This window comes from Acetobacter cibinongensis (assembly GCF_000963925.1).
Classification (GTDB): domain Bacteria; phylum Pseudomonadota; class Alphaproteobacteria; order Acetobacterales; family Acetobacteraceae; genus Acetobacter; species Acetobacter cibinongensis.
On sequence record NZ_BAMV01000004.1, the window covers coordinates 20,524 to 45,483 of the forward strand.

The 24,960-nt window shown below is 52.3% G+C and carries 19 protein-coding genes and 1 pseudogene; 9 read left to right on the top strand and 11 right to left on the bottom strand.

Annotation, left to right across the window (positions count from 1 at the left end; all coding sequences use genetic code 11):
- Nucleotides 1-125 precede the first annotated feature (125 nt).
- From Abci_RS01985 to Abci_RS02015, 7 genes are all read right to left on the bottom strand, one after another.
- A complete protein-coding gene (locus Abci_RS01985) occupies nucleotides 126-2,834 on the bottom strand; it encodes a Hint domain-containing protein (protein ID WP_048837487.1) in 2,709 nt (902 codons plus the stop codon).
- Between the two features lie 575 nt (nucleotides 2,835-3,409).
- Nucleotides 3,410-5,692 carry an ATP-binding cassette domain-containing protein gene (locus Abci_RS01990; RefSeq protein WP_048837488.1) on the bottom strand — a complete coding sequence of 761 codons (2,283 nt, stop codon included), beginning with the start codon at nucleotides 5,690-5,692 and terminating at the stop codon, nucleotides 3,410-3,412.
- 380 nt (nucleotides 5,693-6,072) lie between these two features.
- Entirely contained in the window at nucleotides 6,073-7,539 is a 1,467-nt protein-coding gene (locus Abci_RS01995) for a catalase (protein WP_048837489.1), read from the bottom strand.
- A gap of 443 nt (nucleotides 7,540-7,982) precedes the next feature.
- Entirely contained in the window at nucleotides 7,983-8,870 is an 888-nt protein-coding gene (locus Abci_RS02000) for a TauD/TfdA dioxygenase family protein (protein ID WP_048837490.1), read from the bottom strand.
- A 16-nt stretch (nucleotides 8,871-8,886) separates the two neighbouring features.
- Nucleotides 8,887-10,173: an MFS transporter gene (locus Abci_RS02005; RefSeq protein WP_048837491.1), complete on the bottom strand. Its 1,287-nt coding sequence runs from the start codon at nucleotides 10,171-10,173 to the stop codon at nucleotides 8,887-8,889.
- A 13-nt stretch (nucleotides 10,174-10,186) separates the two neighbouring features.
- Complete coding sequence (locus tag Abci_RS02010) at nucleotides 10,187-11,596, bottom strand: LLM class flavin-dependent oxidoreductase (protein WP_048837492.1); 1,410 nt, start codon at nucleotides 11,594-11,596, stop codon at nucleotides 10,187-10,189.
- A gap of 63 nt (nucleotides 11,597-11,659) precedes the next feature.
- On the bottom strand, nucleotides 11,660-12,895 hold the full coding sequence (locus tag Abci_RS02015) for an acyl-CoA dehydrogenase family protein (protein ID WP_158319767.1): 1,236 nt from the start codon (nucleotides 12,893-12,895) through the stop codon (nucleotides 11,660-11,662).
- A gap of 220 nt (nucleotides 12,896-13,115) precedes the next feature.
- Between Abci_RS02015 and Abci_RS02020 the strand changes: the two genes are divergently transcribed.
- Together Abci_RS02020 and Abci_RS02025 are read left to right on the top strand one after the other, a co-directional pair.
- Complete coding sequence (locus Abci_RS02020) at nucleotides 13,116-15,656, top strand: TonB-dependent receptor (protein WP_244877561.1); 2,541 nt, start codon at nucleotides 13,116-13,118, stop codon at nucleotides 15,654-15,656.
- Entirely contained in the window at nucleotides 15,656-15,808 is a 153-nt protein-coding gene (locus Abci_RS02025; protein ID WP_158319769.1) for a hypothetical protein, read from the top strand. The genes Abci_RS02020 and Abci_RS02025 overlap by 1 nt, the downstream gene beginning before the upstream one ends.
- Nucleotides 15,809-15,967: 159 nt before the next feature.
- Here Abci_RS02025 and Abci_RS02030 read toward each other — a convergent pair whose 3' ends face one another.
- Nucleotides 15,968-16,891, bottom strand: a complete 924-nt coding sequence (locus Abci_RS02030) for a LysR family transcriptional regulator (protein ID WP_048837509.1) — start codon at nucleotides 16,889-16,891, stop codon at nucleotides 15,968-15,970.
- A gap of 114 nt (nucleotides 16,892-17,005) precedes the next feature.
- Here Abci_RS02030 and Abci_RS02035 point away from each other — a divergent pair, with 114 nt between their 5' ends.
- The 6 genes from Abci_RS02035 (at nucleotide 17,006) to yghU (ending at nucleotide 21,402) form a co-directional block, all read left to right on the top strand.
- Nucleotides 17,006-17,167: a hypothetical protein gene (locus Abci_RS02035; protein ID WP_158319770.1), complete on the top strand. Its 162-nt coding sequence runs from the start codon at nucleotides 17,006-17,008 to the stop codon at nucleotides 17,165-17,167.
- A complete protein-coding gene (locus tag Abci_RS02040) occupies nucleotides 17,160-17,795 on the top strand; it encodes a glutathione S-transferase family protein (protein ID WP_048837493.1) in 636 nt (211 codons plus the stop codon). The genes Abci_RS02035 and Abci_RS02040 overlap by 8 nt, the downstream gene beginning before the upstream one ends.
- Before the next feature lie 25 nt (nucleotides 17,796-17,820).
- Complete coding sequence (locus Abci_RS02045) at nucleotides 17,821-18,915, top strand: alkene reductase (RefSeq protein ID WP_048837494.1); 1,095 nt, start codon at nucleotides 17,821-17,823, stop codon at nucleotides 18,913-18,915.
- 103 nt (nucleotides 18,916-19,018) lie between these two features.
- Nucleotides 19,019-19,696: a peroxiredoxin-like family protein gene (locus Abci_RS02050; protein ID WP_048837495.1), complete on the top strand. Its 678-nt coding sequence runs from the start codon at nucleotides 19,019-19,021 to the stop codon at nucleotides 19,694-19,696.
- A gap of 111 nt (nucleotides 19,697-19,807) precedes the next feature.
- Nucleotides 19,808-20,527 carry a glutathione S-transferase family protein gene (locus Abci_RS02055; RefSeq protein WP_048837496.1) on the top strand — a complete coding sequence of 240 codons (720 nt, stop codon included), beginning with the start codon at nucleotides 19,808-19,810 and terminating at the stop codon, nucleotides 20,525-20,527.
- Entirely contained in the window at nucleotides 20,524-21,402 is an 879-nt protein-coding gene (yghU, locus tag Abci_RS02060) for a glutathione-dependent disulfide-bond oxidoreductase (RefSeq protein ID WP_048837497.1), read from the top strand. The genes Abci_RS02055 and yghU overlap by 4 nt, the downstream gene beginning before the upstream one ends.
- 184 nt (nucleotides 21,403-21,586) lie before the next feature.
- On the opposite strand, the pseudogene Abci_RS02065 reads toward yghU, so the two are convergent.
- Nucleotides 21,587-22,318: pseudogene (locus tag Abci_RS02065) on the bottom strand (IS5 family transposase).
- Nucleotides 22,319-22,406: 88 nt separating this feature from the next.
- Nucleotides 22,407-23,015 (bottom strand): FMN-dependent NADH-azoreductase, encoded by a 609-nt coding sequence (locus tag Abci_RS02070; protein ID WP_048837499.1) that lies wholly within the window; start codon nucleotides 23,013-23,015, stop codon nucleotides 22,407-22,409.
- Between the two features lie 94 nt (nucleotides 23,016-23,109).
- Between Abci_RS02070 and Abci_RS02075 the strand changes: the two genes are divergently transcribed.
- Nucleotides 23,110-23,505 (top strand): winged helix-turn-helix transcriptional regulator, encoded by a 396-nt coding sequence (locus Abci_RS02075; protein ID WP_048837500.1) that lies wholly within the window; start codon nucleotides 23,110-23,112, stop codon nucleotides 23,503-23,505.
- Nucleotides 23,506-23,621: 116 nt separating this feature from the next.
- Here the strand turns inward: Abci_RS02075 and Abci_RS02080 are convergent, their stop codons facing one another.
- Nucleotides 23,622-24,617, bottom strand: a complete 996-nt coding sequence (locus tag Abci_RS02080; RefSeq protein ID WP_048837501.1) for an LLM class flavin-dependent oxidoreductase — start codon at nucleotides 24,615-24,617, stop codon at nucleotides 23,622-23,624.
- Nucleotides 24,618-24,960: the final 343 nt, after the last annotated feature.

Consider the following 24,960-nt stretch of genomic DNA (forward strand, 5'->3'; position numbering starts at 1 on the left):
TATCCTTGTTCGTACGGCGACAAGGAAACTACGCAATGCTGTTCAAATAGAAAGTTTCTTTGCATTCTTGCAGATGTCTGACGTGGTGGGGAAGCAAGCGCTTCCCCACCAACACTCAGAACCAGTTATCCGACCTGACGCTGTTCCGCTGGCACTACAGGAGCATTCAGCACATAAGGCCCGCTAGAGACGATCTGAAGAGACAGTACACTTGGCTCCTTACCGCAGGTAGCGCTATCCTGCAGCGGAAGCTCTGCATTGCCACTCGTCCAGCGATACAGGGAAGATTCCAAGCCATGCCAGCCTGACAGATCTGCTTCGGAAAGATGCGTTGTCAGAGCAACCGTCTGACGAGACGTCAGTAGAGAGACCTCTCCCACAAGCACACCAAGATCACGGCGATCATCCACAAACGGCCCGATTGCATCACTTGGGCGGCTGGTGCGTGAGACCAGACGGACGGTCGTAACATTTGCCGGGATCATGAACGTAATCCGGTCGTTGGTCTGGCGCATTGGGCGAATAACCTGACCAGCGTTTGTAACCAGCTTCAGATCCGGGTCCGTTGTCAACTCGGGCTGAGGGGCAACACTTGCTGCGCGTAAAGCAATACGTGCATGAATTGGCTCCACAAACGCACGGGATGTTTCAAGAGGCAGCGTTTCTGAACCGCCTGCTTTTGACCCACCAAAAAGTGCCGTCACAGAGTGGTTTTCAAACTGATCACGGTTACCTGTGTCCAGATAGCTTTCGGTCAGTGCATTTTCAGCCCAGACGGCCTCGTGACGATCAAGTTCTACATGGTAGTAAGTATAGCTGTTGATTGTGCGGTCAATCAGAACTGACACACCATTCACCAGCATACGGGCCGGAACAAGCTTGCCCTCAAAGACCATGCAATGTTCCTGCGTCACCAAGAGATCACGTGACGGAATGCCATCAGCCAAAGCACCGGCACGGATACGAACCAGCCAGTTTTCTTCTGGAACAGGCTGGCTGGAAACCGTGATAAACCGATGACCCAGCCATTTAACTGCCATTGGACCTTTCGGGGTCATGACCAACGTGCCCGGCACAAGTGTTTCAACAGCAGCTTCACCATCCGGCGTCATGAGCAACGTGCCTTCAGCAAAGCATGTTGTGTAAATCAAACCGCCAGTGCCGTCAGAGGACAGTGTATAGCCGTAGCTATTAGCACCCGGGACGTTCAGTGAATAATTGCCATTTTTTGTGTAGAACGTAATGCCGTTAGCGGTCGTACCCACACTGGTAACACTTGCTGCCGGAATAGACGCCAGCTCGATTGTATCTGTAGGAGACCAGTTCGAGATGGTGTTTGTTGGCATCGTTGTGCCACTGATAACAAGGTTTGCGCCGTCTCCAGCCAGAGACACCGTACCACTTCCTGCTGTGCCGTTCAGAACCAGCGTGCCGCCGGAAGAGACTGTTTGTGTTCCAGAAAGAACACCGCCCGCAGCAACGACAGTCGTGCCACCCGCAGCAATAACAGTGCCCGCAACACTAGCACCACTTTGAATAACAAGCGTGTTCCCTGACGTTACGTTGTAGGCTGCATTGCCATTATTGTTCCAGGTAGCGCCACTATCAATAATAATAGTACCGCCTGTACCACTACCAAACCGGTTGCCATTAAGTGTCGCACCGGACGCAATTTCCAGCGTGCCACCGTTGACAAGATTGCTTGAACCAGTTGCACCGGCACCAAGATAGAGCCGTCCACCATCCTCAACAGAAACGCCAGAGGTGAGAGAATTTGCGCCGGACCCTGAGGCAATCAATTCAGCAGAATCTGATAAAGTGCCGCCATAGACCGCGCCATAGTTGGTTATAGTGCCACTATAAGAATAATTGCTCGTGGCACTAAAAACACCTGCACTCGCAACTGTTGTGAGGCCTGAGACAATACTGCCATCGCGTACGTTAACCGTACCGCCAGAATTTACGGTGTTAATGGAAAGCGTAGCGCCTGACACAACGGTCTGTGTGCCGATCAGCCTGCCACCGGAAGCAATGACGGTGGTGCCACCAGAAGAAAGCGGCGTGGCGGAAACAGAACCACCACTCTGAATGATCAGTGTATTCCCGGATGTAACACCCAAGCTGCCAACATTATTATTGTACCAGGTTGCCCCGCTATCAATAATAATTGTCCCGCCCGTGCCACTTCCAAATCCATTGTTACTTATAGAAGCCCCGCCAGCAATTTCTAACGTGCCGCCGTTCACTTTGTTGGCTGAACCTGTAGCCCCGGAACCGAGATACAGACGGGCACCGCTTCCTACATTAACAGTGTTGATAACGGCCCCGTTATAAGCGCTCAAGTTTGCGCTAGATCCGGTCAGTGTCCCGTTGGTAACTGTTGAACGTGAAGAAACGTCGATCGTACCTTCCAGCACAGTTGCTGAATTTGCGACTATGGAGCCGCCATTTTCAAGCTTACCACCACTGACAATGGTACCAGAGCCAGCACTTAATATACCACTTGCATAAGCATAAACGGCCAAAACAATGGCACCAGGATCCGCGCTGACAGTTCCTCCCTGAATAAAGGTGTTGTTTACAATAGCACCGCTGTAAGCAAAGCGGATCCCGCCACTAGAGATCACTCCTTGGTAGGAGGAACCGCCACTGGAGATATAGTCCTTGCCGCCATTGTTGAGCGTACCGTTACGCACAACGCCCCCGGAAAGAACAAACCGTTGGCCCCCGTTGAGCTGATCTTGTGTAGCACCGCCACTGGAGACAGTTTCGATGTCCCCATATACGAGAGTATTTGAAACAACTTGCCCTGAAGAAACACTATAATTTGCCATCGCGCGTCCATCCATCCTCAATCATCAGCCATGGAGCGCAATGTGACTGCGTTCACGCTCTGGCTACTGGAACCTGTTGCGCCGCAATGACCCGATATTTTTATCCGGCCAATCGCCACGCCAAGAAAACGCAAACACGCACGAGAATGTAACTCAAGTCTTTAGTTTTCGTGATATGAATTTGTTAACTCCTTATTAATATACCAAGCAATTAACAAATGATTTACGTCTGTTTTCTTAAGAAGTTTTCCGTAATAATAATGATCTTTTCCGTGTTAGTATTTATATAATATTATAACATCACGGATTTGTGATAAGCAAACATGTGTTAGTTATTTCTGTCTTGCTCTGTTTTAGAGTCGACCTCGTTCGTGCACCGACACCCAAAACCACCTGTTATATTTGATATGATTGAGGGGCGCTTATCGTCTTTTCGCACGGGCGCTAGGATGCGTCATGCACAGGCAGTTGACGCTCTCACGCTCCCGTTTCACGTCCAACGGGAGCGTGAAACGCCAGAAGTATAATCAACCCCTCGCACCCACGCTCTACGTTACAGACCAGAGATTGCAGCGTCAGGCCTTCAGTTTTTTACCAGTATTTTCTTCGACATACCGCCGGAGCTCTTCTCCTGTCACTGTATGCTTGGCCTTAAGAATTTGAGAGGCCGGACCCGCATACATAACCTTTCCTCCCTGCGTGCCAGCACCTGGCCCAAGGTCGATAATCCAATCCGCAGCAAGCATGGCATCCAGATTATGCTCAACCATAAGAACCGTAACCCCACGCTCGACAAGCGTTTTGATGATACCAAGAAGGCGCGTTACATCGCTGCCGTGTAATCCGGTCGTTGGTTCATCAAGAATGAGTATATCCACATCCTCATCGAGCAGCGCCGCAAGCTTCACGCGCTGCCTCTCCCCCCCTGAGAGCGTAGAGGTAGACCGCCCGATTGTCAGATAGCCCAGCCCCACATGCTGTAACCTCTCAAGTGTCTCAGCACTCTCCTGATCATGGTTTTTGAGAAAATGGACAGCCTGATCCACGGACATCGCTAGAACGTCAGCGATCATTTGCCCGTCAAAGCGATACCCAAGAGCTTTTGCATTAAATCCGGTGCCATGACAGACCTCGCAGGTCATCTCGGTACTATCAAGAAACGCAAGTTCCGTCACAATAGCACCCCTGCCCTTGCAGACAGGGCAAGCCCCTTTTGACGCATTGGTAAACCAACTGCGAGACACACCATTGGCACGCGCAAACAGATCGCGAATACGCTCCATGACCCCGGTATATGTTGCTACGGTAGAGGTAGTGCTCCCACGCAGCGGGCTTTGATCAATCAGCTGTGCTGAGGGTGTTACCGCCAAAATTTCTTTGATAAGAGAGCTTTTCCCGGAACCCGCAACGCCCGTTAAGGCTGTCAGGACATGTCGGGGGATATCGACACTGACGGCTTGAAGGTTATTACGGCGCGCATTCCGGACGCTGACCGGATCACCCTGAGGTTTACGCGCAGACGTAAACTCACGCTTAGTACGGAAGTAGTCCCCCGTGGGTGTGGACGTACCTTTCAACTCCGCAAGAGACCCCGTGAAAAGGATTTTGCCACCCGCAGCGCCTGGCCCCGGCCCCATATCAACCACAAAATCAGCGATGTTGATAAGGTCAGGGTCATGCTCAACCAGCAGGACGGTATTCCCTTTATCGCGCAGGCGTTTCAAAATCTCACCAAGATGCCGCACGTCCCGTGGGTGCAGGCCCGTGGAAGGCTCGTCCAGAATATATGTAAAACGTGTCAGGGAACTGCCAAGATGGCGCACCATTTTGATACGCTGCGCCTCACCGCCTGAAAGAGTTGTTGTGCCACGCCCCAACTGGAGGTAGCCCAAACCAAGATCAACTAGTGTGCTAAGCTGGTTGCCCAGATTTTCGACTGCTGGCGCAACTTCAGGCATAGCCCAGCCTTCCACCACCACTCGCAAATCCTCAATCGACAAGCGGCAGAGATCATCAATATTCTGCCCGTCTATCCGGCAACTGAGCGCACGCTGGTTGAGGCGGGCCCCTTTGCAATCCGGGCAGAGCGTCTGGTGAATAATACGGTCCAGATCCTCCGCAAAACGCTTCTTGTGACCCTCGCTTGCATTGCCCAGATACATGCTACGAAAACGATGAATCACACCTTCATATTTGGCGGTAGCATACCAGTCTGCCGGAGGGTTTTTTAAAGGCGTTGGTTCGGAATAAAGGAGTGTATCAAGGTCTTCCTTTGAATAATCACGTAATTTACGATCAGCATCAAACAAACCAGTGCGCTTATACCATTTCCAATACCATGTGCCTGGCGCATAGCCTGCGAACCTGAATGCCCCTTCATTGATGGATTTATCCAGATCAATCAGTTCATTTTCGTCAACATCAACAGCTACGCCCAACCCTTTGCAGCGCGGGCACATTCCCGCAGGGTCATTGAACGAAAAAACATTGGAGTAGCCTACAAAGGGCTTTCCCATTCGTGACATGATCAACCGCAGGAGTGGCGCGGCATCTGTCGCTGTACCTACAGTAGACCGATTGTTGGTACCTATAGCTTTCTGGTCAATAATGATTGCTGTGGACAGGCCAGAAATATGATCAACCTGCGGCGTGCCGCCATGCGGCAGCCGATTACGAACATAGGCCGGATATGTAAAATTAAGCTGCCTTTGTGATTCCGCAGCGAGAACGCCAAAGACGAGAGAGGACTTTCCCGAGCCAGATACCCCCGTAAAAGCTGTAATCTTTCCTACAGGAATGGAAACTGAGACACCACGAAGGTTATTCTGCGTGGCGTTCAAGACCTCAATAAAATCCAACAGATATATCCTTTTCGGATTTCATGTCATGACCGTGGGCAAAACTCTTTACCAATCTGGGTCGCTGTAAATACGCATGTATCCGCCAGATAACGAAACAGGTTTTATACGGTTTCAATAATTTTATACGATTTTCAGAAGTTCTATTTTCTCAAACTGCAATCAGGTCTTAGAGAAAGCGTTACTGTATTCGCAGCATGAACTATGAGTGTTTACGCTAAAAACATTTATTCCTTTAACAGAAAACCAATAATTGCTTTCACGCTTGGACATAAGTTACGACAGATCTAAAACCAAATTACGAAAATCATATAAGTGCGCGGCCATAAGCTGCCGGAGCAACGTATGACCGCGCATGACTGCACTACTGTAAACGAGGTTTAGGCTTGTTTTGCAGCCGTAACACCATCGCGGACACGCTGCCCAATTACGGGATCAATCTTTGTCCAGTATTCAAACACGCGGGAGAGGACGGGTTCTTCCACACCATTGAGCACATGCCCAACAATATTATTGACCAGCCGATCACGCGCGGCGTCATCCATCACTCTATTGATGAGAACGTTAGCTTGGCTGAAGTCATCATCGTCCGGACGCAACGTGTAGGCCTCACGCACGAACTCACCATCCGCCGCCCAAACCGCATTCTCCGGGAAACGCTGAGCATCAGCAACAGGACCGCCTTTGGAGTTAGGAACATAAGCAGGATCGTGCGCTTCCTGAATGCGCATGGCACCACCTTTAATATATCCATGGACAGGACATTTCGGGGCATTAACAGGGATCTGCTTGTAGTTAACGCCCAGACGCGCACGATGTGCATCCGCATAGGCAAACGACCGGCCCAGCAGCATTTTGTCTGGTGAAAGCCCCGTGCCGGGTACGAAGTTGTTCGGCTCAAACGCAAGCTGTTCGATCTGAGAGTGGAAATCTGTCGGGTTACGATCCAACGTCAGCTTACCAACCTCAATGAGCGGATACTCACCCTGCGGCCACACTTTGGTGAGGTCGAATGGGTTAATGTGATAGGTCTTCGCATCCTCATAGGGCATAATCTGCATCTTGAGCGTCCAGCTTGGATGCTCGCCACGCTTGATTGCCGTATGCAGGTCGCGGCGGTGGTAGTCTGCGTCCTCGCCAGCAATCTTCCCGGCCTGTTCCTGCGTCAGGAACTTGATACCCTGATCGGTCTTGAAGTGATATTTCACCCAAAACCTTTCTCCCGCAGCGTTCACCCACAGGTAGGTGTGGCTAGAAAACCCATCCATGTGCCGCCAGCTGGCAGGAATACCCCGGTCACCCATCAGCCAAGTAACCTGATGCGCGGTTTCGGGGCTGAGCGTCCAGAAATCCCACTGCATGTCGTTATCGCGCAATCCGTTATCAACACGGCGCTTCTGGGAGTGAATGAAGTGCTGAAATTTTATCGGATCCCGCACAAAGAAGACCGGCGTGTTATTGCCGACCATGTCAAAGTTGCCGTCTTCCGTGTAGAATTTCAGCGCAAAGCCACGCGGATCACGCCATGTATCCGGGCTGCCAGCCTCACCTGCTACAGTCGAGAACCGGGCTGCAACCTCGGTCACCGCACCGGGCTGAAGGAACTTGGCCGACGTGTAGCGGCTAACATCGTGTGTCACCTTGAACGTGCCAAACGCACCACTGCCCTTGGCATGCGGCTGACGGTCAGGAATCATCTCACGGTTAAATGCTGCCATCTGCTCAATAAGGTAGTGATCGTGCAGCAGGATCGGACCATTGGCACCAACCGTCAGCGAATGTTCGTCGCTGGATACCGGGATGCCGGATTCCGTTGTGTGAATCTTTGTCTTGGAGTCGGGGGCCATTCTGCTTTCCTTGTTGTAGTCATGCCTTGGAGGCTCAACGCATCCGAGGCCCCAGTGTTGCCGGAAGGGCTCATCATATCCTCCCTGCATAGCTGAAAACATAGTGGCAAGCAGCATAACACAAGGTTCTGAAGACTTTCTGAACGTTCAAAACCCTGATGAGACAATGCATCGGCACCTTCTATCGGAGCCCCCCAACACGAACGGTCGCGTGACGCTTTCCGCCAGATGGGTTTGGAAAAGCAGACGCATCCCCTGCCCGCCAATACTGCTTAAAGGCGAGCATGAGTTGTCTTGAAGGGCTGTTTGAATGCGCGGTCCGAACAAAATGAGAAAAGGCGTGAGGTATAGGCTGAGCCGGATTTGGAGCGCATCTTTGGCTATTATCGGCGGAATGGGTTTAACCTGAGGGCAGGCCTGACCCGCCCAATGTTGGGATGCTGTTATGGTTGTTTTATATACTGGCTCCTGCGGCCATCTATGCTGACCGGTGTATCACCCTTAACAGTTATGCGGCGTAGTTGGCGCGCCTGCTGGTCAAAATCAGCCGGAGCGTAATGCTGTGTTGCGCGGTTGTCCCATATGGCCACATCCCCTTCTTCCCAACGCCATGTCACTGTGTTTTCTACCTGGGTAATGTAGCCTTGCAAAATATCGACCAAGGCGTTTGCTTCACGCGTGGGAAACCCATCCAGACCGATAATAAAATGGCCTAACACCAGTGTTTTTTCCCCGCTCTCCGGGTGTACCCTGACTACAGGGTGTTCTGTTACGTAAAGCTTGGAGATAAACTCTGCACGGAACGCTGCAATTTCACCTTTTTTACCATCAAACTTATAGTAATTTGTATCATAGTCGTTAGAATGAATACCCCAGGCTTTATCGGCCAAAGCCTTTAAGGGCGGTGGCAAATCATCATACGCTGTAGCCGTATTGGCCCAAATCGTGCCACCGCCATAAGGTGGAATGTGAATGGCCCGCAAAATAGAAGCCTTGGGGTAGTCTGGCACAAACGTTACATCCGTATGCCAGGAATCTGTTGAGCGACCATAACGAGACTTCAGCTCAAATGTGTATTTTGTGCCTTCTGGTGCCGCAATTGTTGGGTGCAGAATAGGTTCACCAAAAACACGGCTGAGTGCTTCATGCTGCGCATCGTCTAAAAACTGCTTTTTGAGAAAAATAACTTTGTTTCGCACCAGTTCAGTCCGCAGGAACTCTTTCTGCTCTTCTGTAAGGGGTAACTTGGCATCTACACCATGCACGATAGCACCCAGGCGGCTGCCAGCTTTTTCTATAAAAAGGCGTGTTTTTTCAGAAGTGGAAGACATTAAAGCAAGCCCTTTCTCAGTGTCGTGCAAAAGAGAATGAAGATGGAAGGTGGGAGCACGCAGCAGGAGCCGCATCAAGCTCTTGTGGTACCTTGATGAAGTAGACCAGCACACCACTCAACACGAACAACGCCGCATACACAGCCATAACGCCGCCAATGCCCACAAGTGGTTGAAAAATGTAAACGATGAGGGGTCCTAGCCAGACACTGCACCCTGCACCAAAATTAAGGAAAGACATGGCAAGCCCCTTCCTGTCTGGCAACAACGAGGGCGCTAAGGCTGAGAGCGGTACATACCCTGCCAGCGTAAGACCAAAGAAGGCAGCGGCTCCGTATAACGCAATGGACGAGGTATGCCCAAAATGGGCAGGCACCCAATACAGCAACACACTTGCCAAGCCGCTGCCTACACCGCCAACCCACATAATAGTGCCCCGCCAGGAAACGCGGTCACTCAGGGCTCCAAAAAAGAGATTGCAAACAATGTTGCTGGCAAAAATAGTTTCTAAAAACCGCATCCATTGCGTGTTGGTAAGACCCAGCGTGCTCATAAAGTAAAACGGCATAAAGACAATAATGCCGTGTGTGGCACTCGAATTTATGGCCCGCACAATGCAGGTTAATACCAAAGAGGGGTTGGCGCGTATAACCCCTAACAACTCACGCGGCGCTGGCAGCGCCACCTGTGCACGCTCATAAGCAGGCTTACCTGCGCCTTCATGCCGTACAATAAGAGAGAGGCCTCCTCCTATAATCACAGCCAGAAAGGCAACCCAAAACGTACCATACTCGCCAAACACAGGCAGGGAAAAACTGGCCACAACAGTGCCAAGCGTTGGGAGGCCACAGGTAAAGCAAAACCAGAACAAGCCAGACGCCAGGCCTCTTTGGCTTATCCGCACTTCTCTTACTAACAGGGTTAAAATACCGTAGGCCAGTAACGGGTAACCAAAGCCCCGTACGCCGTATGTTAGCAGTATTTGCCACCCAGACTGGGCAGGTACGGCCATAGCAAGAAACAGAACCTGCGGCACAACCCACAGGATAACCCCGGCCAAAATCACTTTGCGGCAGCCGAAGCGGTCACATAAAACCCCAGACCCCCAGGCAGAAACTGCTGCCGCCAGACCATACACAGTGAAAACAAGAGCAACGAAATGCTCCGTCAGCCCATGCCTGACAAGAAAAGGAGAGAGGTAACCAACCTCCACTCCATCCCCAATCATAAACAGTAAAAGCCCTAAATACTGATACCTAAAGTCAAAAGGGCTTTTTCCTGAAATCTGCTCCGGTTTTGTCATAACCTTCTCCCTTTCAGGCAACCTGTCTGGTGTCTGGAGGCCCATGGCGTGCGGCAGGGTGGTCAGCCGGAGGGCGCGCCGTTTGGTTTTCAGGGAACAGAGTTTCGCGCAATGTTGCGCCCGAAGCCTCTCTTATGCGCCCTCGCTTGCGCAGCTCCGGCACAACCAGCCTACCGAAATCTTCAAAACTTTCCGGATTTAGAAGCTGTATCAGGTTAATCCCGTCCGTTTCCGTATCATCCAGCCATTTTTCCAACTGGTCCGCCACTGTGCTGGCTGAACCAACAAAAGTGCGGGCGCGGCCAAAACTGCCCTCCGGGTTGGCAGCATTATCGAGCGTCCATTCCCGCCCACTCACCGTGGGATCAAACTGACGCAACACAGACTGGCTGGCTTCTGTTTTCTGGTAGCGAATAACGCTGTCTCGCGGTGTCTTTGAAAAATCGACACCCGTCATGGAGGAATAATGAATGAGGGAACCTACGGGATCATAGTAGTGATAATAGTCTTCAAATTTTTCTTGGGCAGCGGCGTCTGTTTCCGCCACAACTACGGCCACAGCGGTAATAAACTTAATGTTCTCTGGTTTACGACCATGTTTGGCGGCCTGCTCCCGAATACGGCGGACATTGCTCCGCACACCTTCTGCACCAGCGCCCACTACAAACACTACTTCTGCATGCCGTGCTGCAAAATCAGACCCACGGGCCGATGTGCCAGCTTGTAAAATAACAGGCACACGCTGTGGGCTAGGTTCTGTTACATGCCCATCTGGCACGGTAAAATACGTGCCCTTATGGGCAACAGGATGCACTTTTGCCGGATTTGTATAGATACTTTTCTCTAAGTCTTTTTCGCGAACAACGGCATCATCCTCCCACGATGCTTGCCAGAGTTTGTACGTCACGTCCAGAAACTCATCGGCAACATCGTAGCGTTTATCGTGCGCAACCTGCTTGGTTAACCCTAAATTACGCGCCGCACTCTCCTGTTGGGAGGTCACAACATTCCAGCCAATGCGCCCATTAGTGAGGTGATCTAACGTGCTAAACTTTCTGGCGGCCTGATATGGCTGCTCATAGGTTGTAGAAAGCGTAATACCAAAACCCAGTTTTTCCGTAACAGCGGCCATTGCAGAGACGAGCAATAAAGGGTCTATCAGCGGTGATTGTATCCCATGCCGTAAGGATGCTTCCGGGCTACCACCGTAAACATCTATTTGGCCAAGCGCATCTGCAATAAACAGGCAGTCAAACCCACCACGCTCTACCGAACGCGCAAGTTCTGTCCAGTATTTTACACTGGTATAACGATATGTTTCGTCACGTGGGTGCCGCCACAAACCATAATTGAGGTGCGAAACAGTTGCCATTGTAAACGCGTTTAAAATAATCGGCGCTCGTGTTTTGGCCTGATAAGACATTGCTTTTACTCGTATGTTCTGGCGGCAGACCCCTGCCAAATACTGTTTTTTACAAACAGCGTGTCAAACTGTGCCAACACGCCATTGTTCAGGCGGTAGCTCTCCGTTCACCAGAAAATCTCCCACCACGCGCGTGCGATAAACCCTGGGGTTATGACAGCCGATAGTGCGAATATTGCGCCAGTAGCGGTCTAAGGCTGCTGCACGCAATGTGGCTGTGCCGCCCAGCGTGTCAAACAGTTGGGACGTTGCATTGAGTGTGAGAGGGAAAATGATTTCCTGCGCCTGCCAGACTTCCAGCTCTGCTTTAATAACTGACGGCCCACGGTCATCGTCATTGCTATGAGCGGCAACTTCCAGCGCATCTGCTGCGTGCCTTACAATGGCGCGGGCAGCATGTGCTGCGGAGGCCACATGGCCTACAATTTCAAGAATTTGGGGGTCGTGGGCAGGTAGTTCGTGGTTCGCGTGGCTGAAGCCCCTTTTGCGGTTTTTAACCGCACGGGCTACCTCCAACGCTGCGGCCTGCGTAATACCAGCCACCGTTGCCAAATGGTAGAGTTGGAAAAAGGCCTGAGAATAGGCAAAGCCAGTATTCCCCACGCGCAACTCATCATGCTCAACACGAACATCACGGAAATGCGCGGTGCCGCTGGCGGTTAGCCGCTGCCCTACACCATCCCAATCATCTAAAATCTCAAGCCCTGGGTCATGCCGGGAGGCAAGACACTTGACCGTCTCCCCTTCCTCGTTCGAGCCGGTAACGGTTAGCCAGTCTGCATACAGGGAGCCGGTCGTGAAAAACTTACTGCCATTAATAACCCAATGCCCATCCTTGCGCGTAAAGCGAGTGGCAAAGGCCTCTCTGGCGGCACCTTTTTCCGCTGCGGCGGCCCCGGCGGTTTCTCCTTTGCCTAAGCGCTCAAACCAGCGTTTTGTGTAGTCAGACGGCGCCTCAGACCGTAAATGCTCAATAAACCCAAAATGCGCCCGCAATGCCTGCGCCACATTAGAATCTGCTGTTGCAAGGTCTGTTATGAACGAGAACAGTTCGTTCAAAGGCCGACCAAGGCCGCCAAATTCTTTTGGCACTGTAAAGGCCGTCAGGCCGCTCTCTTTTAGCTGCGCTATTTGCTCAAACGGCAGAACTCTTTCCACTTCAGCTTTTGTGGAATGAGCCCTGATCTCCTCCAGCAAGGACGCATAGGGCTCAATAACAGCATTATACCCACTCAAAACGCTTTCACCCCACACGGTCTCGGCCCGTTCCTGGTCAACCGTTTTATTGCGTTTTAACACACCCATCTCCCACCTTTGAGGCAGCGTTTCTTCCTGTGATCTGCAAAGCCTACCAACGTAGGAAAAACTTTTTGCAAGAGGACACACGCAAAACGACCCTGATAGAATCAAACACTATGAATCGCAGTTAATCACATAAAACGATTCAATCAAGTTATAAAAATTGCTATTTGAAATTTAATCTCGATTGACTCGTGAAATATATGAACATAATACGATTATGAGCGTGTTAACGGAATCTATAATTATTAACACCTATGTTTATAGTGAAATTGAGCGCATGGCTCAGATGGAGCGTATGGTGGACAGGACATTTTTCGTTTATCTGGTCAGCTCAACAGCGTTGGCCTTCTCTTTCCCGCTTTTGTCTCCTGTCGCAAAAGCACAAGGTACGCTTGCCACAAACCAGCAAAGCCAGCCCCAAATACTCGCCGCACACCCCAAGGCGCAGCCGCAACACGCGCAAGAACACGCACCGCGTGCCCCCACCAAGGCCCAGGCCATTGCTCAGGCCGAAGATGTAAACGTGCAAGGCCGCAGGCAAGCCAACTGGGTTGTGACACCCGTTACCGCAGCAACCATTTCTAATTATGTGCCGGGCACAAACGCACTTAAAGCACTGACAACCCTGCCGGGCGTCATGTACAATTCGGGAGACCCGCAGGGACTGAACCTATGGGGTCAATCCTTCCTCATGCACGGGTTCGACCAAAGCCAGATTGGGATGACTCTGGACGGTATGCCATTGGGGGACCAGCAATGGAGCAACTCCAACGGCCTAAACCCTTCGGCCGCCATTTCATCTGAAAACATTACGCGCATGGATGTCTCAGCCTCGGCCGGATCTGAGGGCGCTGCCAGTATCAGTAATCTGGGGGGAACAGTTCAATTTGTCTCACGCGATCCATCGCACAAAATGGGGGCTACTGTTAACCAAACCTTTGGCAGCAACTCCATGTTTCACACTTTTGTACGGGCAGATAGTGGTGATTTAAACAAGCAAGGCACACGCTTCTGGGTGTCTTATATGCGCAACGACACCGACAAATGGCGCGGTGGCCAAAACCAGTTTATGCAGCAGGTTAACGCCAAGTTGCTGCACCCTATCGGCCAAAATAGCCGTGTAACTGCGTTCTTTAATTACGCAGATGAGCAAATGCAAAATTACCAAGACTATAATATGGATATGTTCCGCCACGGCGGCTACCATATAGATAACCTGCTTGGCACACCCAATGGGTACGAAACCGCGTATCGGTTGGCGCTTGCGCAAAATGGTCGTCCCGGCGGGGCTGTGCCTGCCGCGTACCAAAAACTCCAAAGCCCCTACACAGCCTCTTTCTATGATGGTGCAGGGAGCCAACGGCAATATTTTGGCGGCGTTTCCGCTGACCTCGCCTTAACAGACCGTTTACGCTGGAACAGTACATTCTACGGCCATCGCTCATGGGAGGTTGGTACGGTAACAAGCCCTCTTATTGAATCAACTAACGGCGCACCGTTTGTAGAGCAGGCAACAATTCCTACCACTCGGCGTTTTGGGCTTACCTCATCCCTCACCTACACCATTGCCCGTAACGAAATTAACGGTGGGGTCTGGTACGAAAACACCCACTTTAATGCCGATAAACGCGCTTATGATGAACCCTTGCTTGAAGATGTGCTCAGCGGTGCAGCAAGGCCGGTTGATGGCTTGCATCTCAACTCCAACTACCGACGTGAATATGAGCAGGTTTTTAACACCAATACGTTTGTTGCTTATTTGCAGGACACCTACCGCCCAATAGACAGTGTAGCCCTACATTTTGGCTTTAGGTCTGTTCTCAACACCACCCGCGTGGGCCAGCTTGCCAACTGGGAGCCATACACACGCACCACTGCCATTGCTGGCGGTGCGGGCTTAACAACAAGCAAGCCCTTTTTGCCTCATATTAGCGGTCAATGGAGCTTTCTACCGGGGCACCAACTCTACTTTGACATTGCCAATAACGTAAAAGTACTGCCCGTATCTGGCTACAATAGCGGTGCTTCACCTTTTGCCACAACTCAGGCAGCGTTCGATGCGTCCCGTAACAGCATTACCTCTGAAACAGACTGGAACTATGCCTTAGGCTACCGATACCACTCCCGTATTCTTGATGGCAACGTTTATGCCTACCACACCGATTTTTCTAACAGGCTGCAAAAAATTTCCAGCGGCAGCCCCAACAACCCTTATACCGTTATCAGCAATGTTGGCAGTGTTGCCATGAACGGTGTTGATGCCGGTCTGGTATTGCGCCCACTCAAAGGTCTGCAAATAGGCAGTAGCGTTAGCTATAATCATGCCACTTATTCAGACAACGTAACCCAAACCACAACTGGCGGCGTAGTCACTTATGGTATCAAGGGTAAGCAGGTCGTTGCCTACCCCCGCTTCATGTATAAAGGCCAGATCTCCTACAGATGGCATAATGCCGAAGCCCACGCCGATACACAGTTTATCGGGCAGCGAAATCTCAGCTATACTGGCGATGAAAAAGTACCCTCTTATTGGCTGACCAATGCTGGCGTGCGCTATGACCTTACTAGCGTGATTGGTCATACATCAGGCACTTCAGCTTTCAAACGGGTTAGTCTGGACTTTAACGTCTATAACATCACCAATCAGCATTATATTTCCACAATGGGCCAAAACGGCTTTCCCATGGCGGGTGATTACCAGTCTGTGGTGCTGGGAGCACCACGCCAATATTTCGGATCCATTCAGGTAGACTTCTAATGTCACGTGCAAACACAGCACCAACGCACGCATCTCCTGACCACGTAGCCCTCGGTTTTTGCGAGGGCACATCACGCCTGCCAAGTGGCTTTACGCTTATTGCCACAGGCGCTCCAACACTCCGGTTATTATGCTGGCAATCAGGAGACTGAGATAAGGGCATGACGCCAGTTATTTCTGTATTGGGCTTTATATAGGAAAGCCTGATGTCACCTGCTTTCACGCCCCTTGCAGTCTTTGTCAGCCATATCTTCATCTTCGGCCTCATGGGCGACTATGGCGATAGTAGAGGTATTGCCAAAACACCATACTTACGAGACCTGAACGCGCTTCTCTTTTATGCAGGATTGTGGGGCCGGAGCTTTCATGACGCTTTCTACAAAATCTGCGAACTGACGGGCTTTGGCTGTCATCATTCGCCCTGCGGGAAAGACCGCCCACAGGTCAATCGAAGGCAAAGACCATGCTTCAAGAACACGCACAACGGCACCATTCTCAAGTTCTGGTGCAAACATCCAGTCAGACGCAATTGTCAGGCCCATATCTGCCAGCACAGCCGCCCGCAGACCTTCAGCTGCACTCACCCTAAGCCGCCCGCTCACCGAGACGGACACAGCGGCACCATCCCTCAGGAAGGACCATACACTCGGTAACTGGCTGTAAATAATCGCCTCATGCTGCGCCAGATCCGCGGGCGAGCGCAGTACGCCAGCGCTCGTGAGGTAAGTAGGCGTCGCAAGGACCGACCGTCCGCCCGTTGCAATTTTTCGGGCTACGGCAGTTGAATCTGCAAGCGTTCCCATCCTCAGGGAAACATCCACCCCTTCTGCCACAAGGTCGATCATTCGGTCATCAAGGATGATCTCGACGGTGAGCTGCGGATGCTCCGCCAGAAAACGGGGCAGTTCTGGAATGATGTGCAAGCGTGCGAATGTTGTGGCGGCGGAAACACGTAAGCGGCCTGACAGACCCGCCCGCGCCCCCTTAGCCGCAAGTTCGGCTTCATCAGCCTCCTGAATGGCGTTTCGTGCCCGTTCGTAGAAGTTCTGCCCTGCCTCGGTGGGTGTCAGGCCGTGAGTGGATCGGATGAGCAGGCTGACCTGAAGGTGTGCTTCAAGCTGCGCAATGCTCTTGGACACAGCCGGTTGCCCCACGCCAAGCTGCCGTGCGGCTGCCGAGAATGATCCTGTGTCCACCACACGAATGAACGTAGCCATTGCCTGATAACGGTCCATGATATTCCCCCAGAGAATGACCTTTATCACCTCAAGCGCTCTGCCCTGTCGAGCATGGAAGAGGCATCTTTTGTGCATCAACCCGGACACGCCGGGTTTTGAAGGAGCCCAAAAATGCTCGGTTCATTCCTACGCGCTACGTCTGGGCCAGTCGTCACAGACAGTCTTCTGGTTTTTCATCTGACAGGCAGCCTGTTGCATGTTGCCTCTACCCTTCTGGGTTATGTCATGTCCGGCCGGTCCTCCACAAAACAGGGGGAGCTTGCCGATGCTTGAGGTCTATGCTTTTGCCACGCCCAACAGCGTCAAGGTGACAATTGCGCTGGAAGAGCTTGCTCTTCCTTACACGCTTCATGGTGTAAACGTCCGTAAGGGGGAACAAAAGGCCCCGCAATTTCTGGCCCTGAACCCTAACGGCAAGGTGCCGGTTCTCACGGAAACGGATGAGACAGGGCAGACATTTGTACTCACGGAATCCGCCGCTATTCTTGTTTTTCTTGCCGAAAAAACAGGACGGCTTCTTCCTGCTCACGGTGAAGCCCGTGCAAAGGTTGTTGAGCAGCTTTTCTTTCATGCCTCCGGTCTTAGCCCAGCATTTGGTCAATCCGGCTTCTTTCAGAGGTTTGCCGCAAAGCCGGAACCGATAGCACTCGAGCGTTTCGCGACCGAGGCAAGCCGCACGCTTCGTGTTCTCGACGCAGTTCTGGCGAAAAACAAGTTTGCGGCTGGGGACGAATTCACAATTGCCGATATCGCCCATTTCGGCTGGCTGTGGCGCCGCAGCTTCCCCAACCTCACGCTTGAGGACACGCCACATGTCGCCCGTTGGTATGCCGACATGGAAAGACGAGCCGCGGTACAAAGAGGCATTGCCCGTATCGAAGCCCTTGTTACCCAAGACTAAGACAGACCTTTTCAAGGAAAAAATCATGTCCAAGCTATTCACACCCTTCACGGCAGGTGCGTTGTCGCTCGCGCATCGTGTCGTCATGGCACCGCTGACACGTCTACGCGCTGACCCTGGCGATAAAGCGAGCGCTCTGATGCGCGACTATTATACCCAGAGAACATCGCAAGGCGGCCTCATTATATCAGAAGCAACGCCAGTAGCCCGGGAAGGCTATGGTTATGCGGGGGCGCCCGGCATTTACGAAGATGCTCAGATTGAAGGATGGCGCGCTGTTACCGAGGCCGTTCACGCACGCGGAGGCAAAATCGTCATGCAGCTCTGGCATGTTGGGCGGCAGTCCCATCCTGAGCTCCAGCCAGGTGGCAAAGCTCCTGTCGCGCCGTCCGCCATTCAGGCCGAAGGGGATGCCTACACACCTAATGGACCTCGACCGTTTTCTATGCCGCGTGCGTTGGAACGTCATGAAATTCCCGCTGTGATCGACCAATTCCGCCAAGGTGCCGCTCGCGCCAAAGCTGCGGGGTTCGATGGCGTGGAAATCCATGGTGCGAATGGCTACCTTCCAGACCAGTTCCTGCAGGATGGCACCAATCATCGCACTGATGAGTATGGCGGCCCAATCGAGAACCGTGCTCGTTTTTTATTGGAAATTACGCAGGCCGCCATTGAAGTATGGGGGGCGGATCGGGTTGGTGTCCGGATCAGCCCAAGTGGCACTTATGGCTCCATGTCAGACAGTAACCCGCAAGAGACCTTTGGATATATCGCAGAAAAACTGAGCGTACTGGGGATTGCTTATCTGCATATTGTCGAACCCCGCATCAAGGGAACGGAATTAATCTCGGACTCAAAACCTGTGGCAGCACAGCAACTGCGCCAGCATTTCCATGGCACCCTCCTAGCCGCTGGCGGCTTCACTGGTGAGAGCGCAGAAGCCATCCTTCAGGCTGGCGATGCTGACGCTGTGGCATTCGGCCGATTTTTCATCAGTAATCCCGACCTACCTGAACGCCTGCGCCACACTCTACCACTCACTGAGTATGACCGCACGACCTTCTATGGCGGCGGGACACACGGATACACCGATTATCCCAAAGCCCAGTCCTCCGACTGATCACTATTCCGGCGGGGAATGACCAATAGTCCTCCCTGCCCTCATCCATCAAAAAACCAGCGGCCCTATGGTTGGGCATCACCTCAGTTCAAAGGAAATACTCATGTCCCTTCAAACAAAACTCGACGCGTTCAAGGCTGATTTTGAAGCAGGAAAGCCGCCTTACAATGTTCCCTCATCTGTCATTGACGTCATGCACCGCGCGACCGCTGAACTGGTAGCCTCCGGTGCAGCGGAGAGCACTCTCAAAGCTGGAGAGAAAGCCCCTATCTTCACGCTGAACGATTCCGACGGCAATCCGGTATCCTCCACTCATCTGTTAGCAGAAGGCCCTCTGGTCATAAGCTTCTATCGTGGTGTGTGGTGCCCTTACTGCAATATGGAACTTCAGGCGCTGGAAGCTGCTCTTCCGTCTTTCCGCCAACTGGGCGCAAACCTCATTGCCATCTCCCCGCAGACGGCTGTGAACAGTCGCAAGTCTGTTCGTCAGAACCAGCTCGATTTCCCAATCCTGTCAGATGCGCACAATGATGTTGCCGCAGCGTTTGGTTTGCGGTTCGCTCTGCCGGACTACCTCATAGACCTCTACACCACCCTCAAAAATGATCTTCCCTCCTTCAATGGTGATGAGAGCTGGACACTCCCAATGCCAGGCCGGTTCGTGATCGGGCAGGACGGTGTAATTCTGTATGCTGAGGTCAATCCCGACTACACACGCCGCCCAGAACCGGAAGACATGCTGCCTGCAATTCGGAAAGCAGCACAGCCTTACGCACAGTAACCATTAGCATTGTGATATGCGGGTACGACCCTGTGGGTTTATTGGTTTAGGGTCTGCCCCGTCACGCGCAGGCAACAGCTATTGCAGCTCCGAACCTGAGGAACGTGGAATATGCTCCATTTCTACTATGGTCCTGGCCCGAACCCGATAAAAATTGCGCTGTTTCTGGCGGAAACCGGAGTGCCTTTTGAGGCTATACCAGTGGACACCTATCGTGGCGCTCAGCATGATACTGCATTCAGAAGCATTAACCCCAACGGCAAGGTGCCCGCTCTTGTGGATACTGACAGCCCGCGGGGCACTCCTGCAACCCTCTTCGATTCCACAGCCATCCTCCTTTATCTCTCCGAAAAAACCGGGCAATTTCTCGGAGAGGCACAAGATCGCCCTCAACTTCTCTCGTGGCTGATGTTCATTGCAACCGGTCTTGGTCCGTTCTCAGGGCAGGCTGTGCATTTTCAGCACGCGGCCCCCGAGGGTCTGGAGTATGCGGTCAACCGATATCGGCGTGAAGCAGAGCGGCATTATCAGGTGTTGAACGACCATCTGGAAGGCCGATCTTTCATTGTTGGTGATCATTATACGATTGCCGATATGTCCGCATGGGGGTGGCTGGACCGTGCGGCACGCGTGCTGAAAGAGGAAGACAAGCCGCTTCACTGCTGGCCCAATCTTACCCGCTTTATGACCATGATGAACGCGCGTCCCGCCGTTGAGCAAGCCCGTGCCATTATGAACAGACACAGTTTCAAGACCGTAATGGACGAAGACGCGCGTGAGGCTATGTTTCCCACCAGCTTTACCTCAGCGTCACAAGGAACAATGTCATGAACGCACCCTCTGATTATATCCCGCCAAAAGTGTGGACATGGACAGCACCTAACGGCGGCAAGTTTGCCAACACAAACCGGCCAACAGCCGGCGCCACGCACGAGCAAGCCCTCCCTGTGGGTCAACACCCGCTCCAGCTCTATTCTTTGGGCACACCCAATGGTGTGAAAGTCACCATTCTGCTGGAAGAACTGCTTGCTGCTGGTCACGCGGAAGCCGAATACGATGCGTGGCTTATCCGTATTGGTGAAGGCGACCAGTTTGGTTCGGGCTTTACTGAGATCAATCCAAATTCTAAAATTCCCGCTCTTGTTGATCATAGCGGCGAAAAACCTTTGGCCGTTTTTGAATCAGGTTCAATCCTGCTGTATCTGGCAGAAAAATTCGGTGCTTTTATACCGAAGGATAGTGCCCACCGGACAGCCTGCCTGAACTGGCTCTTCTGGCAGGTTGGCAGTGCACCTTATATTGGGGGTGGTTTTGGGCACTTCTATGCTTATGCACCGGAAAAAATTGAATATGCAATCAACCGTTTTTCCATGGAAGCTAAACGACAGCTTGATGTGCTTGATCGACGTCTGGCTGAAAGCGCTTTCATAGCAGGGCCGAACTACACGATTGCCGATATGGCCATTTTTCCGTGGTATGGTGGCCTGGTAGAGGGGTGGCTTTATAATGACGCCGCCACATTCCTGAGCGTACAAGATTATCCTCTCCTCAAGACATGGGCTGACCGCCTTCTGGAACGGCCAGCCGTTCAACGCGGCCGTATGGTGAACAGAACGTCAGGTGACCTTTCAAGCCAACTCCATGAACGTCACGATGCTTCTGACTTCGAGGCAAAAACGCAAGATCGTCTTACCCAAAAACCTTAAGCTCCCACTGTCCAGTTTCCGGATCTTAATGCTCCGGAAATCGGATAGAAGTGGCATAGGCTTTGTAAAGACGTTTTTCTCTGATTTAACATGCAGCGAGCAAGCCCCTCGTCTGCACGTTTAAGATGTTGCCAGACCTTTCGCGCGCCAAAGCAAGAAGGCCGTTCAGTAAGCCTGATTAGGCTCAGGACTCATAGCCAGAAGATGGCGACCTATCATAGCGCGTTGCTACCCGCCACCAGTCCTTGAGCCTTCCGAATATGATCTCGATGCGATTGCGGCGTTTATATATTTTCTCTTATCGTATTTGAACGGTTTTCCGCGAGATTTCCGTCCTAGGGTGCAGGGCTTTCTCCCTTTCTTTTCCAGCGCGTCCCTGAAGGTGTCAGGGTCATACCCGCGATCTCCCAGCATCCATCCTGCTGCAGGAAGACTGTCCAACAAGGCATCGGCACCGTATAATCGCTAATCTGCCCCGCAGTCATGGAAAAAGCTCAGCGATCGTCCGTTTTGACCGGTGACCGTATGCTGTTTGGTACTCATACCGCCTTTGGTGCGAGCGACCCAGTCAACCGGCCCGGCTCCCCTTTTTTAGCCGCAGGCTGGAAGCCGTGCGGTGTTCTTTGAGATAGGTCGCGTCAATCATAATCGTCTGAGGCTCAGGCTTCGAGGTAGACAGGGCATCCATCATCCGTATGAAAATGCCCGTTTCGCCCCAACGCTTCCAGCGGTTGTAGAGCATCTTGTCCGGACCGTATTCCCGGGGCGCATCATGCCAGCGCATACCATTGCGGTTCACAAAAATGGCACCGCTCAGCACACGGCGGTCATCAACGCGAGGTTTGCTTTGGCTCTGGGGAAAGAACGACCGCAGATGCTCCACCTGTTCGTCCGTCAGCCAAAACAGATGGCTCATCTTCAGTCTCCTCACAGAGCCTGAAACAAAACTCTTCGCAATCAAATCAATGGGTCCTGAACCTACCTACTTTAGGTAAGCATCTTGTTCACACGAGCAATTTGGCGATTTCCGCCTGTGCTGCTTCTAAAGCGGCGTTTCGACTGTCCTCACCGAGGGCCAGACCTTCTGCACGAATAAACGTCACATCTGTGATGCCTATAAAGCCAAAAAAACCACGAAGGAAGGTTTCCTGATGGTCAAGGGGAGCCGCCGCAGCGCCTTCGCTATAAATACCACCTCGACTGGACACTACGATCACACGCTTGCCACCGGCCAGCCCTTCAACGCCGTTCGTAGAATACCGAAATGTCTTACCAGCAACAGCCAGACGATCGAGCCAGCTCTTAAGTTGGGACGGGAGCGAGAAGTTATACATTGGCGCACCGACAACCACGGTCCTCGCGGCAAGAAACTCTTCGAGAATTTTAGTGTTCCGGGCAACTTTCTGTTTTGCGCTGTCGTCCTGAGCTTCCATGCCCTGAAAAGCCAGAAATTCGGCACCAGACAGATCACCAAGCGGGCTTTCTGCAAGATCACGATAGGTGACAGCCTGCTCCGGCGCAGCAGAGGTCAGGTGCTTGACCGTTGCAGCCGTTAGCGAGCGACTGGTGGACTGGGTTCCGAGAATGCTGGAATCGATATGGAGAAGCGTCATGATTTCACCCTTGATATAAATATGTTACCGACACTACCTCTGTAACCAAGCACATTTCGCCTCACAATACGGCACATTTCTGGAACCAAGTATAATGAATGTAACTAAAGAGGCTCAAAACCTGGAAAATACCGACTGTCAAAAGATCAGTCAGGTATTAGCAAGAGTGGGTGAGAAGTGGAGCATTCTCATTATCATGCTTCTGAATTCCGGTCCGCGCCGTTTTACTGAAATACGGCGCGCCATAAACGGAATATCTCAAAGAATGCTGACATTATGCTTGCGAGGACTTGAGCGCGACGGTCTGGTGAAGCGTACGGTTTATTCTGTCATGCCACCACGCGTTGAATATGAACTGACACCGCTTGGCCAATCCCTAACCGAACCAGTCATCGCCCTCGGAACATGGGCGCGCGAGCATATTGAGGAGATCGATGTGGCTCGAGCGGCCTTCGATGAAGCCATGAATACACCTAAAGCCCGAACTTAGCCGGGTTTCCTAAACCACGCTGACGCCGTTCCTATCTGGCCGACATCAGTCCTCACTTTTTTCATAACATTGTCTCGGAACGGCAGGATTTTTGCTCGCACTTTATCGCGGCACAGTCACGCAACTTCCACTGACTGATGATCTATCAGTTTCTGCGCAATCCCGGTAAGGGTTGCCCGCCTCGCGGCCTGTGAGAAAAGGGGTGCGCCGATCATGAGTTCGTCGGGCTGATGCTGTTTTATGAAAGTGGAGATGCCTGCGGCCACGACATCTGCCGTTCCAGTAAACGTATAACGCAGGGTTCTGTCGATAAGAGCCTGTTCCTGTTCGCTCCATGACACAGCGCGAGGTGCTGGAAATTGCGTTGGGCGCCCTCGGCGCAACGCGACAAAATGCTGCTCCAGCGAAGTCGCTGCATGCTGCGCCTCGACTGGTGTTTCTCCAATAATCGCATTGACGGCCAGCATGGCATAAGGCTTCTCTAGACGTTCTGACGGTTCAAAACGCTGGCGATAAAGTGCCAGAGCCTCTTCCATCAGATCCGGTGCAAAATGACTGGCGAAAGCAAACGGCAGGCCCATGATTGCAGCCAGATGCGCTGAAAACAGGGAAGACCCAAGCAGCCAGACGGGCACATCCAGCCCGGCTCCCGGTACAGCAAAAACCGTCTGACCTGATTGGGGTTTCTCGAAATAATGCAGCAGTTCCGCAACATCCTGAGGGAAACGATCAGCAGAGCCGGGATCGCGCCGTAATGCTCGCATGGTCGCCTGATCGGAACCGGGTGCTCGCCCCAATCCAAGGTCGATCCGTCCGGGGTAGAGAGAATCCAGCGTCCCGAACGCTTCTGCGACGGCAAGCGGTGCATGATTGGGAAGCATGATGCCACCTGCCCCCACCCTGATGGTTTTCGTCGCTCCCGCAACATACCCAATGGCCACAGGGGTCGCGGCGGAAGCGATGCCGGGCATTGCATGATGTTCCGCAAGCCAGAAGCGACGGAACCCTAAGCTTTCTGCATGCGCGGCAAGGTCTGCGCTACGATGCAGTGCATCTGCGGCAGAACTTCCCTCATTGATGAAGGCCAGGTCGAGAATTGAAAGCGGAATCATGCAAGCCCCTTTCCTGTTTGTCAGGTTATTATGTGGGGTCAATACCACTCCATACCAGAGGGCTCGTCAAAGCTGTAAAAGCGATTTGTGATGGCTTTGCCAGTTCTGCTCTCATGACACGTATGGAGCATACTTGAAGCGCGTAAGGCGGAGATCGAAGCACGGCTGGCTGAGGCCCCTTCCCCGCCTCCACTCCTTCATCCGAACATGGCGGAGTTGTATCGCCAGAAGGTCGCAACACTTCACGAGAGTGTTCAAAGGGTCGATAGCGACACGACGACGGTCGAAGCGATCCGGTCTTTGATCACGCGGATCCGCCTCATTCCGGAGAATGGCGTTCTTG

Excerpts from the sequence above, each read along its gene's own strand:
- Abci_RS01985 (WP_048837487.1), bottom strand. The coding sequence starts at position 2,834 with ATGGCAAATTATAGTGTTTCTTCAGGGCAAGTTGTTTCAAATACTCTC.
- Abci_RS01995 (WP_048837489.1), bottom strand. The coding sequence starts at position 7,539 with ATGGCCCCCGACTCCAAGACAAAGATTCACACAACGGAATCCGGCATC.
- Abci_RS02000 (WP_048837490.1), bottom strand. The coding sequence starts at position 8,870 with ATGTCTTCCACTTCTGAAAAAACACGCCTTTTTATAGAAAAAGCTGGC.
- Abci_RS02005 (WP_048837491.1), bottom strand. The coding sequence starts at position 10,173 with ATGACAAAACCGGAGCAGATTTCAGGAAAAAGCCCTTTTGACTTTAGG.
- Abci_RS02010 (WP_048837492.1), bottom strand. The coding sequence starts at position 11,596 with ATGTCTTATCAGGCCAAAACACGAGCGCCGATTATTTTAAACGCGTTT.
- Abci_RS02020 (WP_244877561.1), top strand. The coding sequence starts at position 13,116 with ATGAGCGTGTTAACGGAATCTATAATTATTAACACCTATGTTTATAGT.
- Abci_RS02025 (WP_158319769.1), top strand. The coding sequence starts at position 15,656 with ATGTCACGTGCAAACACAGCACCAACGCACGCATCTCCTGACCACGTA.
- Abci_RS02030 (WP_048837509.1), bottom strand. The coding sequence starts at position 16,891 with ATGGACCGTTATCAGGCAATGGCTACGTTCATTCGTGTGGTGGACACA.
- Abci_RS02035 (WP_158319770.1), top strand. The coding sequence starts at position 17,006 with ATGCTCGGTTCATTCCTACGCGCTACGTCTGGGCCAGTCGTCACAGAC.
- Abci_RS02040 (WP_048837493.1), top strand. The coding sequence starts at position 17,160 with ATGCTTGAGGTCTATGCTTTTGCCACGCCCAACAGCGTCAAGGTGACA.
- Abci_RS02045 (WP_048837494.1), top strand. The coding sequence starts at position 17,821 with ATGTCCAAGCTATTCACACCCTTCACGGCAGGTGCGTTGTCGCTCGCG.
- Abci_RS02050 (WP_048837495.1), top strand. The coding sequence starts at position 19,019 with ATGTCCCTTCAAACAAAACTCGACGCGTTCAAGGCTGATTTTGAAGCA.
- Abci_RS02055 (WP_048837496.1), top strand. The coding sequence starts at position 19,808 with ATGCTCCATTTCTACTATGGTCCTGGCCCGAACCCGATAAAAATTGCG.
- yghU (WP_048837497.1), top strand. The coding sequence starts at position 20,524 with ATGAACGCACCCTCTGATTATATCCCGCCAAAAGTGTGGACATGGACA.
- Abci_RS02070 (WP_048837499.1), bottom strand. The coding sequence starts at position 23,015 with ATGACGCTTCTCCATATCGATTCCAGCATTCTCGGAACCCAGTCCACC.
- Abci_RS02075 (WP_048837500.1), top strand. The coding sequence starts at position 23,110 with ATGAATGTAACTAAAGAGGCTCAAAACCTGGAAAATACCGACTGTCAA.
- Abci_RS02080 (WP_048837501.1), bottom strand. The coding sequence starts at position 24,617 with ATGATTCCGCTTTCAATTCTCGACCTGGCCTTCATCAATGAGGGAAGT.